At 71.5% G+C, this 15,171-nt stretch carries 14 protein-coding genes; 3 read left to right on the forward strand and 11 right to left on the reverse strand.

The genetic code is table 11. The features are described 5' to 3' along the window. Positions 1–13 precede the first annotated feature (13 nt). On the reverse strand, positions 14–1,174 hold the full coding sequence (locus M3B01_RS08400) for an AI-2E family transporter (protein WP_259791109.1): 1,161 nt from the start codon (positions 1,172–1,174) through the stop codon (positions 14–16). A 181-nt stretch (positions 1,175–1,355) separates the two neighbouring features. Between M3B01_RS08400 and M3B01_RS08405 the strand changes: the two genes are divergently transcribed. Beyond that, a complete protein-coding gene (locus M3B01_RS08405; RefSeq protein WP_259791111.1) occupies positions 1,356–2,291 on the forward strand; it encodes an ABC transporter ATP-binding protein in 936 nt (311 codons plus the stop codon). Then, entirely contained in the window at positions 2,276–3,994 is a 1,719-nt protein-coding gene (locus M3B01_RS08410) for a hypothetical protein (RefSeq protein ID WP_259791114.1), read from the forward strand. The genes M3B01_RS08405 and M3B01_RS08410 overlap by 16 nt, the downstream gene beginning before the upstream one ends. 4 nt (positions 3,995–3,998) lie before the next feature. On the opposite strand, the gene M3B01_RS08415 is transcribed toward M3B01_RS08410, so the two are convergent. The 7 genes from M3B01_RS08415 to glmS are packed head-to-tail and all read right to left on the reverse strand — an operon-like array spanning position 3,999 to position 11,094. Continuing rightward, on the reverse strand, positions 3,999–4,460 hold the full coding sequence (locus M3B01_RS08415) for a GNAT family N-acetyltransferase (RefSeq protein WP_259791116.1): 462 nt from the start codon (positions 4,458–4,460) through the stop codon (positions 3,999–4,001). 2 nt (positions 4,461–4,462) lie between these two features. Beyond that, positions 4,463–5,254, reverse strand: coding sequence for a tRNA (adenosine(37)-N6)-threonylcarbamoyltransferase complex dimerization subunit type 1 TsaB (tsaB, locus tag M3B01_RS08420; protein WP_259791119.1), 792 nt, complete (start codon positions 5,252–5,254; stop codon positions 4,463–4,465). Then, entirely contained in the window at positions 5,254–5,817 is a 564-nt protein-coding gene (gene tsaE / locus M3B01_RS08425) for a tRNA (adenosine(37)-N6)-threonylcarbamoyltransferase complex ATPase subunit type 1 TsaE (protein WP_259791122.1), read from the reverse strand. Before tsaE ends, tsaB begins: the two co-directional genes overlap by 1 nt. Continuing rightward, positions 5,814–7,034, reverse strand: a complete 1,221-nt coding sequence (gene alr, locus M3B01_RS08430; protein WP_259791125.1) for an alanine racemase — start codon at positions 7,032–7,034, stop codon at positions 5,814–5,816. Before alr ends, tsaE begins: the two co-directional genes overlap by 4 nt. Further along, positions 7,031–8,641 (reverse strand): NAD(P)H-hydrate dehydratase, encoded by a 1,611-nt coding sequence (locus M3B01_RS08435; RefSeq protein ID WP_259791129.1) that lies wholly within the window; start codon positions 8,639–8,641, stop codon positions 7,031–7,033. Before M3B01_RS08435 ends, alr begins: the two co-directional genes overlap by 4 nt. Next, positions 8,638–9,201 (reverse strand): holo-ACP synthase, encoded by a 564-nt coding sequence (locus M3B01_RS08440; protein ID WP_259791131.1) that lies wholly within the window; start codon positions 9,199–9,201, stop codon positions 8,638–8,640. The genes M3B01_RS08435 and M3B01_RS08440 overlap by 4 nt, the downstream gene beginning before the upstream one ends. Positions 9,202–9,228: 27 nt before the next feature. Then, entirely contained in the window at positions 9,229–11,094 is a 1,866-nt protein-coding gene (gene glmS, locus M3B01_RS08445; RefSeq protein WP_259791135.1) for a glutamine--fructose-6-phosphate transaminase (isomerizing), read from the reverse strand. Positions 11,095–11,273: 179 nt separating this feature from the next. Between glmS and coaA the strand changes: the two genes are divergently transcribed. Beyond that, positions 11,274–12,224 carry a type I pantothenate kinase gene (gene coaA, locus M3B01_RS08450; RefSeq protein ID WP_259791138.1) on the forward strand — a complete coding sequence of 317 codons (951 nt, stop codon included), beginning with the start codon at positions 11,274–11,276 and terminating at the stop codon, positions 12,222–12,224. 44 nt (positions 12,225–12,268) lie between these two features. Here the strand turns inward: coaA and glmM are convergent, their stop codons facing one another. The 3 genes from glmM to rplM all read right to left on the reverse strand — a co-directional run bounded on the left by glmM (position 12,269) and on the right by rplM (position 14,880). Further along, entirely contained in the window at positions 12,269–13,615 is a 1,347-nt protein-coding gene (gene glmM / locus M3B01_RS08455; RefSeq protein ID WP_193864469.1) for a phosphoglucosamine mutase, read from the reverse strand. A 266-nt stretch (positions 13,616–13,881) separates the two neighbouring features. After that, positions 13,882–14,385: a 30S ribosomal protein S9 gene (gene rpsI, locus M3B01_RS08460; RefSeq protein WP_259791144.1), complete on the reverse strand. Its 504-nt coding sequence runs from the start codon at positions 14,383–14,385 to the stop codon at positions 13,882–13,884. Positions 14,386–14,436: 51 nt separating this feature from the next. Next, on the reverse strand, positions 14,437–14,880 hold the full coding sequence (rplM, locus tag M3B01_RS08465; RefSeq protein ID WP_259791146.1) for a 50S ribosomal protein L13: 444 nt from the start codon (positions 14,878–14,880) through the stop codon (positions 14,437–14,439). Positions 14,881–15,171 lie beyond the last annotated feature (291 nt).

Consider the following 15,171-nt stretch of genomic DNA (forward strand, 5'->3'; position numbering starts at 1 on the left):
GTCGCGTTCGGGGTCAGGCGCGCGAGCGACGCCGGAGCTCGCGGAAATGGGCGGCGGCAACGGTGTCGGTGCCCAGTTCGGGGCTGGGGTCCCGGCCCACGATGTGCAGCATGGTCGCGTTCACGAAGGCGATCAGGGGGATCGCGAACAGTGCACCGGGGATCCCGGCGAGCATCGCACCGGCGGCGACGCCCAGGAACACGGCCAGCGGATGCATCTCCACGGCCTTGCCCATCAGGAACGGCTGCAGCACGTTGCCCTCGATCTGCTGGACGGCCAGAACGATGCCCAGCATGATCAGCGCCGATACCCAGTTGTTCAGCACCAGCACCAGCAGTACGGCGATCGCGCCGGAGGCGAAGGCACCGACCAGGGGGATGAAGCTGAACAGGAACACCAGCAGCCAGATCGGCACCGCGTAGGAGCCGAGGCCCAGCACCACCATGCCGAGCGCGATGCCCACGGCGTCCACGGCGGCCACCAGGATCTGGGTGCGCACATACGCCGATAGGGCCTTCCAGCCGCGGCGGAACGCCTCATGGGTGGGGATGCGAGCGTCCGGGGGCAGCAACCCCACCACCCAGCGCCAGATCGCGGTGCCGCTGGAGAGCAGGAAGAACAGGGTGAACAGGCAGATCACGATGCCGGTCGCCACGTTGCCCAGCACCGCGGCGGTGCTCAGAGCACTGCTGACGAGCTGGGAGGCGTTCTCCTGAAGCTGGGTGATCCCCTCGTTGATCGCCGAATTGATCATCGGGTCATCGATCTGGAAGGTGGTCTGCGCCCAATCGAGGATCGCCTGGAAGCCGTCGACGGCCTTCGCCTGGATGTCGGCGAACTGGGCGATCAGCTGCCGACCGGCCAGGGTGAACATCCCGGAGATGACCAGCAGCAGACCGATCAGCGCGATGCCGCTGGATGCCGCACGCCCCAGGAAGGTGTACCTGGTGAGGACCTGCACCACGGGCTGAAGCATCACGGCCAGCAGGATCGCGATCAGCACCGGGATCACGATGGTGGTGATCTTCAGCAGACCCCACAGCACCAGGGCGATGGCCGCGACGACGATGATCAGTCGCCATGACCAGGCGGCGACCCGTCGCACGCCGATGGGGATCTCCTCCACCTCCTGCGGCAGGCCAGGGGGGCGCGGCGCAGGGCGCAGCTTCGACATCAGCGGTCTCCTTCATTCCGGCAAGCCGATCGACTCCGCGCCCACTCTAGTGGGGCGCACCCGGCCTGCCCTCACGATCGTGGCCCGCACGACGATCGAGGAGGTCATCCTCGACGAAGGTCGTGCCCGCCGCATCCCTCCGGCCAGGTCCCTCAGCGGTGGTGCTCGATACCGTGGGCCCATGCACAGCTCCGACGCCGCGCCCCCTCCGCCCTCCCCCGCCGTCCCACCGGCATCCTCCCCTCCCGCGCCGACCGGCGGCAGCGCTCCCGCCCCGGCGCCCGCCACTGCCACCGCCCCCGATCCCGGTGCCGCAGGCGCGTTCCGCACGCGGCCACCGGCCCCCGAGCAGGCCGTGACCGCCGAGGCCGCGCTGTCCATCCGCGGGCTGCGCAAGTCCTTCAGCGGCACCGAGGTGGTCCACGGGATCTCCCTGGATGTCCCGCGGGGCTCCTTCTACGGCATCGTCGGCCCCAACGGTGCCGGGAAGACCACCACCCTGTCGATGGCCACCGGGATGCTGCGCCCCGACGGCGGCACCGCCCACGTGGCAGGGGTGGACATGTGGGCGCAGCCCGAGCGCGCGAAGGCCGGCCTGGGTGTGCTGGCCGACGGGCTTCGCACCTTCGACCGCCTCACGGGCCGTGAGCTCCTCACCTATGTGGGCCTGATCCGCGGGATGGAGGCCGACACCGTCGCCACGCGCACCGACTCCCTGCTGGCGGCCTTCGACCTGGCAGGCGAGGAGGGCAAGCTGGTGGTGGACTACTCCGCCGGCATGACCAAGAAGATCCTGCTGGCCAGCGCCCTGATCCACGCGCCCCGCCTGCTGGTGCTGGACGAGCCGCTGGAGGCCGTGGACCCGGTCTCCGCACAGGTGATCCGGAAGATCCTCACCGACTACGTGCGCAACGGCGGCACCGTGGTGCTCTCCAGCCACGTGATGGAGCTGGTGGAGGGCCTGTGCACCCACGTGGCGATCATCGCCAAGGGTGAGCTGCTCGCGGCGGGCACCCTCGACGAGATGCGCCGGGGAGGCAGCCTGGTCCAGACCTTCATCGACATGGTGGGCGGCGGGGCCGTGGCCGAGGGGAGCCTGTCGTGGCTGGAGTCCTGAGCACCCCGCCTGCCGCCGCCGCCACCGCTGCCGCAGGGACCGTCGATCACGGCTCCATCCAGCAGCGGCAGCTGGTGCCGCTGCTGATGAAGCTGAAGTGGGCGCTGTGGAAGCGCTCCTACCGCAAGAACGTCGGCAAGCTGGTGGGCACCATCATCGGTGTGCTGTACGCCACCGGCGGCCTGGTGGGACTGGTGTTCACGTTCCTGGGGCTGACGCTGTGGAGCGGCGAGGGCACCATGTTCCCCACCATCATCAGGGGCCTGGGTGCGGTCACGGTGCTCGCGTGGCTGCTGATCCCCGTGCTGGCCTTCGGGGTGGACGACACCCTGGACCCGCGACGCTTCGCCATGTTCCCGCGGTCGGCGAAGGAGCTGCAGCCAGGCATGTTCGCCGCTGCCGCGCTGAGCCTGCCCACCCTGCTGACCGTGGTGGCCGTGGGCATCGCGACGGTGTTCGAGGTGATCTGGCTGCTGGCCTTCGGCGCCGGTGCTGTGTGGGTGGCCCTCGCCCTGATCGTGCTGCTCCCTGCCAACCTGGCCGGCATCGCCCTGTGCCTGCTGCTGCCGCGCGCGGTGTTCGCGCACTCGGCCTCCCGCACCTCCTCCCGCAGCGGTCGGGAGCTGGGAGGCATGGTGGCCATGATGCTGTTCCTGGCCGCTGTCTACGGTATCTCCCTGTCGGTGCAGGGCCTGGAGAGCCTGGACATGGACCTGGTGCGCGAATGGACCATGATCGCGGTCACGGTGCTGGCGTGGACCCCGTTCGGTGCCCTGTTCGCGGTGCCGATGGACCTCGCGGAGGGCCAGGTGCTGGCAGCCCTGCTGCGCGTCCTCATCGGCGCAGCGACGATCGTGCTGGTGTGGAGGTGGTGGCGACGCTCCCTGGACCGCTCCCTCACCTCGGCACTGACCGGGGACGCCTCCTCGGGCACCGCGAAGGTCACCTCACTGGTGCCGCGATGGGCCACCGCATCGCCCTTCGGGGCGGTGATGGGAAGGTCGCTGCGCTACTGGCGGCGCGACACCCGGTACCTAGCCGCCGTGGCCATCTACCCGCTGGTGTTCGTGTTCCTGGTCGCGATGGGTCTGGTGCTGGAAGAGGCCCGTCCGATGATGCTGGTGATGGCCGTGCTGATGGCCGGTCTCACGGGCATCTCGCTCTCGAACGAGATCGGCTTCGACGGCCCTGCAGGCTGGGTGAACATCACCGCCGGGCTCGACGCGCGCGCAAACCTGCTGGGCCGCATCGCGGCGATCGCAGTGCTCATGGCTCCGGCGGCGGTCGTGGTGACCGCGCTGGTGCCCCTGCTGTACGGCATGGCGCACCTGGTCCCGATGATGGTGCTGGGCACGCTGGGTCTGATGCTCACCGGCTGGGGGGTCTCCGTGGTGGTGGGCGTGCTGCTGCCCTACCCCACCTCGCCCCCGGGAACGAACCCGATGAAGGACAAGTCCGCCTCGAGCGCCAATGCGTTCCTGGGGATGGGCGCGGCCTCCCTCGGCGTGTTCGTGCCCCAGCTGCCGGCGATCGGGCTGGCCGCCTGGGGCCTGCTGGGCGGGGGCCCGCTGATCCAGGGGCTCGCAGGCCTGCTCAGCCTGATCATCGGCATCGTGGTGCTGTGGGTGGGGGTGCGGATCGGTTCGGCACGACTGGATGCCCGCTACCCGGACCTGTTCCAGAAGGTCCGCGACCACCTCTGAGCGTTCAGCTCAGCTCGCGCTGCATCACCAGGGCGTCGATGCTGCGCCCGCGGATCCGGTAGTAGCCGCGCCTGCGCCCGATCTCCTGGTAGCCGGCGCGCCGGTAGAAGGCGCGGGCGCGGTCGTTGTCCTCCCGCACCTCCAGCAGGATCCGCTCGGCACCGCCCGCCCGGGCGGCCTGCTCGCACCAGCCCAGCAGCGCCTGCCCGATGCCGCGATGCTCCTGGAGGGAGCCGATGGTGTGCAGGTCCGCGGTGTCGCCGGCCAGCATCACTCCGGCGTACCCCAGCAGCTCACCGACCCGACCGGGTTCCTCGGCGACCACGTAGCGACGATCGGGGTGCTCGATCTCCTCGGCCAGCTGGAACACGGTCCAGGCCTCGTCGGGGAACAGCTCCAGCTCGGCGAAGGCGATGGCCTCCACGTCCTCGAGCGTCGCCCGTCGCAGCGTGATCTGCTCGGGCATGGTCAACGGCCCAGCGCGCTCTTGCGGGCGGTGGGCTTGGCGGCGTCCGGGTCCCGCAGGTACAGGGGGTCCGTGCTGGTGAGGTCCTCCCCCTGGGCGTGCAGGAGGGCCGCCACCTCGATCAGGTGGGAGGCATCCGCGTCCACGAGTTCCGAGGTGGCCGGCAGCAGGTCCGGGTACAGGCGGGCCCCGGAGCCGACCAGCAGATCGCAGGCCGTGAGCTCCGCGGCCACGTCCGCGGGCGGGGCGACGGCTGGCCCGGCCTCGCGGCGCACGGTGCCGTCGGCCAACCGGCGGTACCGGGCGTGGTAGACCTCGCGGCGGCGCGCGTCGAGCGCTACGGCCACGGTGCGCTCCGGCAGGTCGCGGGCATTGCCGTCGGCCCCCTCAGCCCCGTCAGCCCCGTCAGCCCCGTCAGCCCCGTCAGCCCCGTCGGCAGTATCTGCTCTGTCGGCCGTATCGGCCTCGGCGAGCGCCTGGTGGGCCAGGGCGTCCAGGGAGCACACCCCGTGCAGGGGGATTCCCAGCACCGCGGCGATGGACCGGGCAGCCACCAGGCCCACCCGAAGGCCCGTGAAGGGGCCGGGGCCGCGGCCGACGACGACGCCGGTGAGCTCTGCGCGGCTGGCGCCTGCGTCCTGCAGCACCCCGTCGACCAGGGCCAGCAGCACCTCGTCGTGGTGACGGGCGCGGGTGTCGGAGCGCATGTGGCGCACAGCGGCATCCGGTGCGTCCAGGTCTCCACCCATCACAGCGGTGGAGACGGCACCGGAGGTGTCGATGCCCAGCAGCATCAGTCCTCCTGCTCGTGGGTGTCGGTGGCGGGGTCGATCGGCGCGGTCCTCAGGCCGGCATCCGCGAGCGCGCGGGCCAGGGACGCCGTCGCGGTCCGGTCCCAACGAGGTCCGGACGGGAGCAGGCGCAGGGTGCGCGGCTCCTCGGGGCGGTCGGGATCGGCCACCTGGGTGGGGCGGACCAGCTCGATGAGCAGGTGCGAATCAGCCAGGTGCTCCACGCGGTCGCGGCCCCATTCCACCACGGTGACCGCATCGTCGAGGTCGGCCTCGAGGTCGAGGTCCTCCAGGTCGGCACTGCCGCCGAGCCGGTAGGCGTCCACGTGCACGAGTGCCGTGCCTCCGGTGAGGGAGGGATGCACCCGGGCGATCACGAAGGTGGGCGAGGCCACGGGCCCACGCACCCCCAGCCCTTCCCCGAGGCCCTGGGTGAAGGTGGTCTTGCCCGCGCCGAGGGGCCCGTCCAGCACCAGCAGGTCGCCCGCGCGCAGCACTGTGGCGAGCGCCTCGGCGACGCGCCGGGTGTCCTGCGGGTCCTCCGTGTGCAGCTCGATGCCGCTCATGGACGGACCTCGCGCGGAACGCGGGCGTTGATGGAGGTGAGCACCTCGTAGGGGATGGTGCCGGCGGCACGCGCCCAGTCGTCGGCCGTGGTTGCCTCAGGTCCGTCGCTCCCGGCGGCGTCAGGTCCGGGGCCGTCCTCGGTCGGAGTGCTCTCGTGCGCGCTGCGGGCATCGCCGAACAGGATCACTTCGTCGCCGGCCTTCGCGACGCTGTCAGGGCCCAGGTCGAGCACGATCTGATCCATGCTGATGCGGCCCACCTGCGGCACCACCCGGTCGCCCTCGGCTGTGCGCACCAGCACGGACACCTTGCCGCTGGCCGCGCGGTGCAGACCGTCGGCGTAGCCCATCGGCACCAGTCCCAGGCGGGTGGTGCCCGCCGCGGTGTGCAGGCGCCCGTAGCCCACCGTGGTCCCCGCCGGGACCTCCTTGACCAGGGCCAGGCGGCTGGTGACGGTCATCGCGGGTCGCAGCGGGAGGTCGGTCTCCACCGGCGGGTAGCCGTACATCGCGATGCCGGGCCGCACCAGGTCGCGGTGCAGGTCGGGCCGGGACAGCAGGGCGGCGGAGTTGGCCAGGTGCTGCAGCGGGATGGTGCCGAACTCCTCGGTCAGGGCGGCGACAGTGGAGTCGAACACGTCCACCTGCTGGTCGGTGGCCGGGTCGGAGGGGACGTCCGCATCGGTGAGGTGGGTCCAGGCCGCGACCAGCTGCACGAAGTCCTCCTCCCGGATGGCCTGCACCACCGGGGCGGCCCGGGAGGGCAGGACGCCGTTGCGGCCCATTCCGGTGTCGATCTTCAGGTGCACGCGGGCGCGCCGCTCCACGGAACGGGAGGCATCGATCACCAGGTGCAGCATCTCCATGGAGCCGACGGACACGTCGATCCCGGCGGCCACCAGGTCCGGCAGCAGGGCGGCCGCGGTGCGCGGCTCGTACATCCAGGTCAGGATGGGCACGTCCAGTCCCGCATGCGACAGCGCCAGCGCACCGGCCGGGTGGGCCGCTCCCAGCCAGGTGGCCCCTCCCTCGAGTGCGGCCCGGGCGGTGGCGAGCATGCCGTGCCCGTAGCCGTCGGCCTTGACCACGGCCATCAGCGCCGTCTGCTCGTCGAGCGCACTCTTCAGTGCACGCACGTTGTCGGTGATGGCCGACGGGTCCACCACCGCGCGGTTGGGGATGTATCGGGGATCCTCCGCCGGGATCGGGACGCTCATCGTTCTCCTTCGCTCGACGGCTCTGCGCCGTGGGGCTGGTCCTCCGTGCCCGACAGGATAGTCGCCAGGGCATCGGGGACCCGATCGGCGACGTCGAGAGCGACCACGGGCACGAGGCCTCCGTGGGAGGCCAGGCGCCCCGCGCGGCCGTGCAGCAGCGCGGCGATCGCCGCCGAGTGCGGGCCGGGCAGCCCCGCGGCGAGCAGGGTGCCCAGGATCCCGGCGAGTACGTCGCCGGTGCCGGCAGTGGCCAGATAGGCCGTCGCGTCGTCCTGCGCGAGCAGCGGGACCTCCGCCTCGGGCGCAGCGATCACGCTGACCGAGCCCTTCATCAGCACGGTCGCCCCGGTGGCGCCGGCGAGCGCCCGCGCCAGGGTGGGCGCATCCTGTTCGGGGTCGATGCCCAGGGTGCGGGCCAGTCGCTGCGCCTCACCGCGGTGCGGGGTGAGCACCACCTCGGCGCTGAAGCGGTCCGCCCGTCGGATGGCATCGATCCCTCCGGCGTCGATCACGCCACGGCGCACCTCGCCGTCGGCGCCGGCGCGCAGGGCGTCGATGACGGTGCGTGCGCGCGCATCGTCACCGGGAAGGCCCGGGCCGACCACGAGCGCATCGGTGCGGCCGATGTCGGCCAGGTCCACTCCTCCGGCGCGGGAGCCCGCAGCCGGGGCGGCCGGCCCGTCGGGCACCGGGTGGCCCAGGACCTCGGGCCGGGTGCGCAGCACCAGGTCCAGCACGGGGGCGGGGGCGAGGCAGCGCACCATGCCCGCCCCGGCGCGTGCCGCACCGGAGCAGGCCAGTACCGCGGCGCCCGGATACCGGGTGCTGCCGGCGGCGATCGCGACCACGCCGCGGCTGTACTTGCTGTCGTCCCTGCCGGCCCGCGGCCACAGCCGCCGCACGTCCTCATCCTGGAGGCGCTGCACGGCGGGCTGCGGGGGCAGGTGGTCCGCCAGCCCCAGGTCCACCAGGTGGGTGCGACCGGTGAGAGCGCTGCCGCCGGGCAGCAGCATCCCGGCCTTGACTGCTCCGAAGGTCACGGTGGAACGCGCGGGCAGAGCGAGCTCGGCGGCCTCACCGGTGGAGGCATCCAGGAAGCTGGGGAGGTCCACGGCGATCACGGGTGTGCCGCGGTGGCGGATCAGCTCGAGCATCCTTCGCAGATCCCCGGGGACCTCGGGGCGACCGCCGATGCCGAGGATCGCATCGAGCACCAGGCAGGTGCCGTCGATCAGCTCGCCCAGCTGCTGTTCGGTGAGATCCGCGAGCCGGTGGAGCGTTCCTCCAGCCGCGTGGAGGGCTCGGGCCCCCTCCTGGTGGCAGGCGTCCGCGGTGGCGAGTCCATCGGCGCGGATCCCGTCTCGGCGCAGCATGGCCGCGGCGTGCAGCCCGTCCCCGCCGTTCGCACCGGAGCCCGCGAGCACCAGTACGTGGGGTGGCGGTCCCGGGGCGCGATCCGCATCGGCGACGAGCCCGGTCCGGGCCCGCAGTTCGGCGCGCACATGGGCGGCGAGGGCGTGGGCGGCCCGCAGCATCAGGGGCTCGCCTGCATCGAGCAGGGGACGCTCTGCCGCGCGGACGGTCTCTGCTTCGTAGCCGTGGATCATGCTCCTGCCTCCGCTCCCGTGTGCCCGCTGCTCGGGCTGGTTCCCGCTCGGCGGTCCGCCGGCGGGTCGCTCTCCCTCTCGGCCACCACGATCGCGGTGGCGATCGAACCGTCGTGGGAGAGGGACAGGTGCAGGTGGCTCACCCCCAGGCGCTCGGCGGCGCGCAGCGTGGCACCCTCGAGCACCAGGTAGGGCTTGCGGGCACCGTTGCGGCGCACCGTGACGTCGTGCCAGGAGAAGTCCCCCGGGGACCCCAGTGCCTTGCCCACGGCCTCCTTGGCGGCCACGCGCGCGGCGCGGGAGGCGGCGGACATCTCCCGCTCGCTGGGGGTGAGCAGGCGCGTCAGCAGCGCCGGGGTGCGCACGAAGGCCGCATCGAGCCGGGGCACGTCGACCACGTCGATGCCGACCCCCACCACGGTGCCGTCCTCACGGGGCGCGAAGGCCCGGGGCGATCCCCCGGCCGTCTCGGCAGGCTCGACACGCCCGGCCGACCCGGCGGACAGGGCAGGCGGGGTGGGGCCGTGCGGGTCATGGGGATCGGAAGGGGACGTGTACACCCCTGCAGTATCACACCCGCGTGCGGGTCACTCCACGGTGACGGACTTGGCCAGGTTGCGGGGCTGGTCCACGTCCAGGCCCTTCGCGGTGGCCAGCTCGCAGGCGAAGATCTGCAGCGGGATCACCGTCAGCAGCGCCGCGAACAGGGTGCGGGTCTGCGGGATGCGGATCACCACGTCGGCGTAGGGCAGCACCTCGTCGTCCCCCTCCTCCGCGATCACCAGGGTACGGGCACCCCGGGCGCGCACCTCCTGGATGTTGGAGATCACCTTGGAGTGCAGCACGTCGCGCCCGCGCGGGGAGGGCACGATCACGAACACCGGCTGCCCCTCCTCGATGAGGGCGATGGGGCCGTGCTTGAGCTCGCCGGCCGCGAACCCCTCGGCGTGGATGTAGGCGATCTCCTTCAGCTTCAGCGCGCCCTCCATGGCGGTCGGGTAGCCCACATGGCGGCCCAGGAACAGCACGCTGGTGGCGTCCTTCATGTCCTTGGCGAGATCCTCGACCTGTGCCGAGGCGTCCAGCACCTGCTGGATCTTCTCCGGCAGGGCGTGCAGGTCCTCCATGATCTGGGCGATCTCGTCGGGGAAGAGGTTGCCGCGCACCTGCGCCAGGTACAGGCCCAGCAGGTAGCAGGCGGCGATCTGGCCCAGGTAGGCCTTGGTGGAGGCCACCGCGATCTCCGGGCCGACGTACAGGTACAGGGCGGCATCGGCCTCACGGGGGATGGTGGAACCGCGGGTGTTGCAGATCGCGATCACCTTGGCGCCCTGCTCCTGCGCGTGGCGCACTGCCATGAGGGTGTCCATGGTCTCGCCGGATTGGGAGATCGCCACCACCAGCGTCTTCTCGGTGACCACGGGGTCGCGGTAGCGGAACTCGTGGGCCAGCTCCACCTCCACCGGGATGCGGCACCAGTGCTCGATGGCGTACTTGACCACCGCACCCGCGTTGGCGGCGGTGCCGCAGGCCACCACCACGATCTTGTCCACGCTGCGCAGCACGGAGTCGTCGATCGCCTTCTCGTCCAGGTGCAGCTTCCCGTCGACCAGGCGGCCCAGCAGGGTGTCGGCGATGGCGCCGGCCTGCTCGTGGATCTCCTTGGCCATGAAGGAGGGGTAGCCGCCCTTCTGCGCGGCGGTCACGTCCCACTCGATGGTGAAGCGCTTGGGGTCGGTGACCTCGGCGCCGTCGGCGGTGATCACGCGCACCGCATCGGCGGTGACGGTGACGATCTGGTCGTGGTCGATCTCCAGCGCCTCGCGGGTGGAGTCTACGAAGGCGGCCACGTCCGAGCCCAGGAAGTTCTCGCCGTCGCCCAGTCCCACCACGAGCGGGGAGTTGCGCCGGGCGGCGACCACGGTGCCCGGGGCATCGCGGTGCACGGCCAGCAGCGTGAAGGCACCGTCGAGATGGGTGGCGGCCCGGCGCATCGCCTCGGTGAGGTCGCCGGTGGCCTCCATCTCCCGGGCCACCAGGTGGGCGGCGGCCTCGGAGTCGGTCTCGGAGCGGAAGGGGTAGCCGGCCGCCTCCAGCTCGGCGCGCAGGGCGGCGAAGTTCTCGATGATGCCGTTGTGCACCAGGGCGAGCTCGTCGTCGTGACCGCCCAGGTGGGGGTGGGCGTTGGTGTCGTTGGGTGAGCCGTGGGTGGCCCAGCGGGTGTGGCCGATGGACACGCTGCCGGTCATGTCCGTGCGCTCGGCGAGGGCCTCGCGCAGGTTCTGCAGCTTGCCGGCGCGCTTCTCGAGGCGCACAGTGCCGTCGTCGACCACGGCGATGCCGGCGGAGTCGTACCCGCGGTACTCGAGCCGGGCCAGGCCCTGCAGGGCCACATCGACGGGGCGGGAGGGGGAGGCGGCGCGGGGGCCTGCGTATCCGACGATTCCACACATGGGGCTCACGCTAACGGCCCGCGCAGGGTGCGACACCCCGAAACCGCTGGTGGAGAGAGGTGTCGCTCACGATCCAGAGCGACCGTGCACGCACGTGGAGCATCCCGCGAAGGTTCGGTCACGATCGGTCACGGCCTGCCCGGTGCGCGTCACGGGGCCCGGGCTGGAACAATCGCCCCATGAGATCCGCCGTCAACGCCGTCTCCCCGTTCGACGAGATCCCTCGTGACGAGTGGGCCCGGCTCTCGCAGCAGACCCCGCTCCCCCTGTCCGAGCAGGACGTGGCGAAGCTGCGAGGCCTGGGCGACCGGGTGGACCTGCAGGAGGTCGATGCGGTGTACCGGCCCATCTCACGCCTGCTGAACATCCAAGTGGCCGCCGCCCAGCAGCTGCGCATGGCGCGGGGGGACTTCCTGCCCCAGCGGCAGCACCGCACCCCGTACGTGATCGCGGTGGCGGGATCGGTGGCCGTGGGCAAGTCCACCACCGCGCGCCTGCTGCGGGAGCTGATGGCGCGCTGGCCGGACACGCCGCGCGTCCAGCTGGTGACCACCGACGGGTTCCTGTACCCCAACGCCGAGCTCGAGAAGCGCGGCATCATGCACCGCAAGGGCTTTCCCGAGAGCTACGACCGCAGGCGCCTGCTGCGGTTCGTCTCCGACGTCAAAGCCGGGGTGTCGAGCGTGGAGGCACCGGTGTACTCCCACCTCACCTACGACATCGTCGAGGACGAGCGGGTGGTGGTGGAGCGACCGGACGTGCTGATCCTGGAGGGCCTGAACGTGCTCCAGCCCTCGCGGCCGCGTCGTGACGGGCGGATGGGCCTGGCGGTCTCGGACTTCTTCGACTTCTCCGTGTACGTGGATGCCCGCGGTGAGGACGTGCAGCGCTGGTACGTCGAGCGGTTCCTGCAGCTGCGACGCACCGCCTTCAACGACCCCCGCTCCTACTTCCGCCGCTACGCGGAGCTCTCGGACCAGGAGGCCAGGGAGACGGCCGAGCGGATCTGGCGCTCCATCAACGGGCCGAACCTCTCGGAGAACGTGCTGCCCACGCGCGGTCGCGCGGATCTCGTGCTGCGCAAGGACGGCCTGCACCGGGTGCAGACCGTCCTGCTGCGCAAGGTGTGAGGACGGGCCGGCCGCACTGTCGACCGGCCCTCACAGGATGCGACTCAGAGGCCGACGCGCTCACTGACCACAGCGGCGAGGCGCTCAGCCACGGCGGTGGCCTGCTCGTCGGTGGGCGCCTCGACCATCACGCGGACCACGGGCTCGGTGCCGGAGGGGCGCAGCAGCACGCGGCCGGTCTCCCCCAGCTCGGCCTCGGCCTCGGCGACGGCGTCGAGCACACCGCGGTCGATGGTGGCGCGCGCCTTGTCCACGTTCTTGACGTTGATCAGGGCCTGTGGGAGGCGTGTCATGACGTCGGCCAGCTCGCGGGCGGTGCGCCCGGTCTCGGCGATGCGCTGCAGGAGGTGGAGGGCGGTCAGCTCCCCGTCGCCGGTGGTGGCGTGCTCGGCGATGATCACGTGCCCGGACTGCTCACCGCCGATGGAGTACCCGCCCAGGTTCATCTCCTCGAGCACGTAGCGGTCGCCGACGGCCGTCTGCCCCAGGAAGATGCCATGCTCGCGCATGGCGAGCTTGAGGCCCAGGTTGCTCATCACCGTGACCACCAGGGTGTCCTCGTGGAGCTTGCCGCGCTCCTTGAGGTCCAGGGCCAGGATCGCCATGATCTGGTCGCCGTCGATGACCTCGCCGTCGGCGTCCACGGCCAGGCAGCGGTCGGCATCGCCGTCGAAGGCCACGCCGATGTCCGCGCCGTGCTCGCGCACCGCTCGCTGCAGGGGCTCGAGGTGGGTGGATCCCACGCCGTCGTTGATCAGGCCGCCGTCGCTGAGGTCGCCGATCACGTGCACGGTGGCGCCGGCGCGCCGCAGTGCCTCGGGGCCGGTGACGGCGGCAGCCCCGTTGGCGCAGTCGGCCACGACGGTGATGCCCTCCAGGGAGCGATCCAGGGTGCGGACGAGGTGCTCGACGTAGGCATCGATCGCGCCCTCGTAACGGCGGATGGTGCCCACGTCGGTGCCCTCCGGGCGGTCCCACTCCTCACCGAGGCGGGCCTCGATGGCGTCCTCGACCTCGTCAGGCAGCTTGGTGCCGCCGCGGGCGAAGAATTTGATGCCGTTGTCGGGGGCGGGGTTGTGGGAGGCTGAGATCATCACGCCCAGGTCGGCACCAGTGGACTGCACCAGGTACGCCAGTCCCGGGGTGGGCAGCACCTCGGCGTCCAGCACGTCGACACCTGCGGAGGCGAGTCCCGCGCACACGGCGGCGGTGAGGAAGTCACCGGAGGGGCGGGTGTCCCGGGCGACGATGGCGCGCGGCTTGGTGCCGCCGAAGGCGCCCAGGGTGCCCAGCACGTGGGCTGCGCCCACGGAGAGCTCGACGGCGAGCTCCGCGGTGATGTCGCCGTTGGCGCGTCCGCGCACTCCGTCGGTACCGAACAGTCGTGCCATGGGATCCGATTCCTCTCGCAGGGTGGTGTCGCCGGGTGGTGTCGCAGGGAGGTGCTCCGGTGGGCCGCTCAGGACGACCGACTGTTCGAGGGTAGCGGGCAGTGGGCCCGTCGCCGCGAAGATCTGCCGATGTCATCGACTGGGGAGAGCAGGGCCACGCCGGGCAAGGCCACGCACGGGCCGGTGGCTGCCCACGCGACAGGACCCCGCCACCGAGGGGTGACGGGGTCCTGTGCGAGCTGGAGGAAGCGGCGCTGCCGCTCCGATCAGCGCTTGGAGTACTGAGGCGCCTTGCGGGCCTTCTTGAGCCCGGCCTTCTTGCGCTCGATGACGCGGGCGTCACGAGTGAGGAATCCGGCCTTCTTCAGGGTGGGACGGTTGTTGTCCTCGTCGATCTGGTTCAGCGCGCGGGCAACGCCGAGGCGCAGAGCGCCGGCCTGGCCGGAGGCGCCGCCGCCGTGGATGCGGGCGATGACGTCGAAGCGTCCCTGGATGTCCAGCACGCGGAAGGGCTCGTTGACCTCCTGCTGATGGACCTTGTTCGGGAAGTAGTTCTCGAGGCTGCGGCCATTGACGGTCCACTGGCCGGAGCCGGGGACCAGGCGCACGCGGGCGACAGCCTGCTTGCGACGGCCGGTGCCGTAGCCGGGAGCGGTGGCCGACTGGCCGCGGCCGGTCGAACCCTCGGTCTCGGTGGACTCGGTGGTGAAGCTCGACGGGGCCTCTTCGTCGGTGACGGTCTCGAGGGCCTCAGGGGTGGTCTCGGTCACGGTTCTCCTTGGTTGTTCCGTGCGGCAGGGCGAAGCGCGGGGCGCGCCCGCTTACTGCGCCACCTGGTCGATGGTGAAGGGGACGGGCTGCTGAGCAGCATGGGGGTGCTCGGCGCCGCGGTAGACCTTCAGCTTCTTCAGCTGCTGGTCAGCAAGCTTGTTCTTGGGGAGCATGCCGCGGATGGCCTTCTCGACCGCCTGCTCGGGCTTCTTCTCCAGCAGCTCGGAGTAGGGGATGCCGCGCAGGCCGCCCGGGTAGCCGGAGTGGCGATAGGCCAGCTTGGTCTCGCGCTTGTTGCCGGTCAGGGCAACCTTGTCAGCGTTGATGATGATGACGAAGTCGCCTGCATCCACGTGGGGTGCGAAGACCGGCTTGTGCTTTCCCCGCAGCAGCTGAGCAGCCTGGGAAGCGAGCCGGCCGAGGACGACATCCGTTGCGTCGATGACGTGCCAGGAACGCTCGACATCGCCGGGCTTCGGGGTGAACGTACGCACTCGTGCCTTCTTCTCTCGTCGGAGTGCCCCATGAGCGGGTGCTCAGGGGCACGGTTCGATGGACCGTGGACACGCTTCCCTCGGTTGAAGCATGGCCTCTTCGCTGGGCCCGGACCGTTCCGCTTACGCCGCGACGGCGGTCCTGGGTGCACTGTGAGGAGCCCTTTTCGCGCCGACCTGTGAGGAGTCGGCAGCGGACCAGGGCGCGCACCAAGGCACAACGACGACCAAGACTACTGGTCGCGCGGCGACGGGGTCAACGCGGGGGCGGGGTCCCCGGGGTGTGATCTC

Origin of the sequence: Brachybacterium sp. p3-SID957 (assembly GCF_025144775.1) — a bacterium.
GTDB lineage: Bacteria > Actinomycetota > Actinomycetes > Actinomycetales > Dermabacteraceae > Brachybacterium > Brachybacterium epidermidis.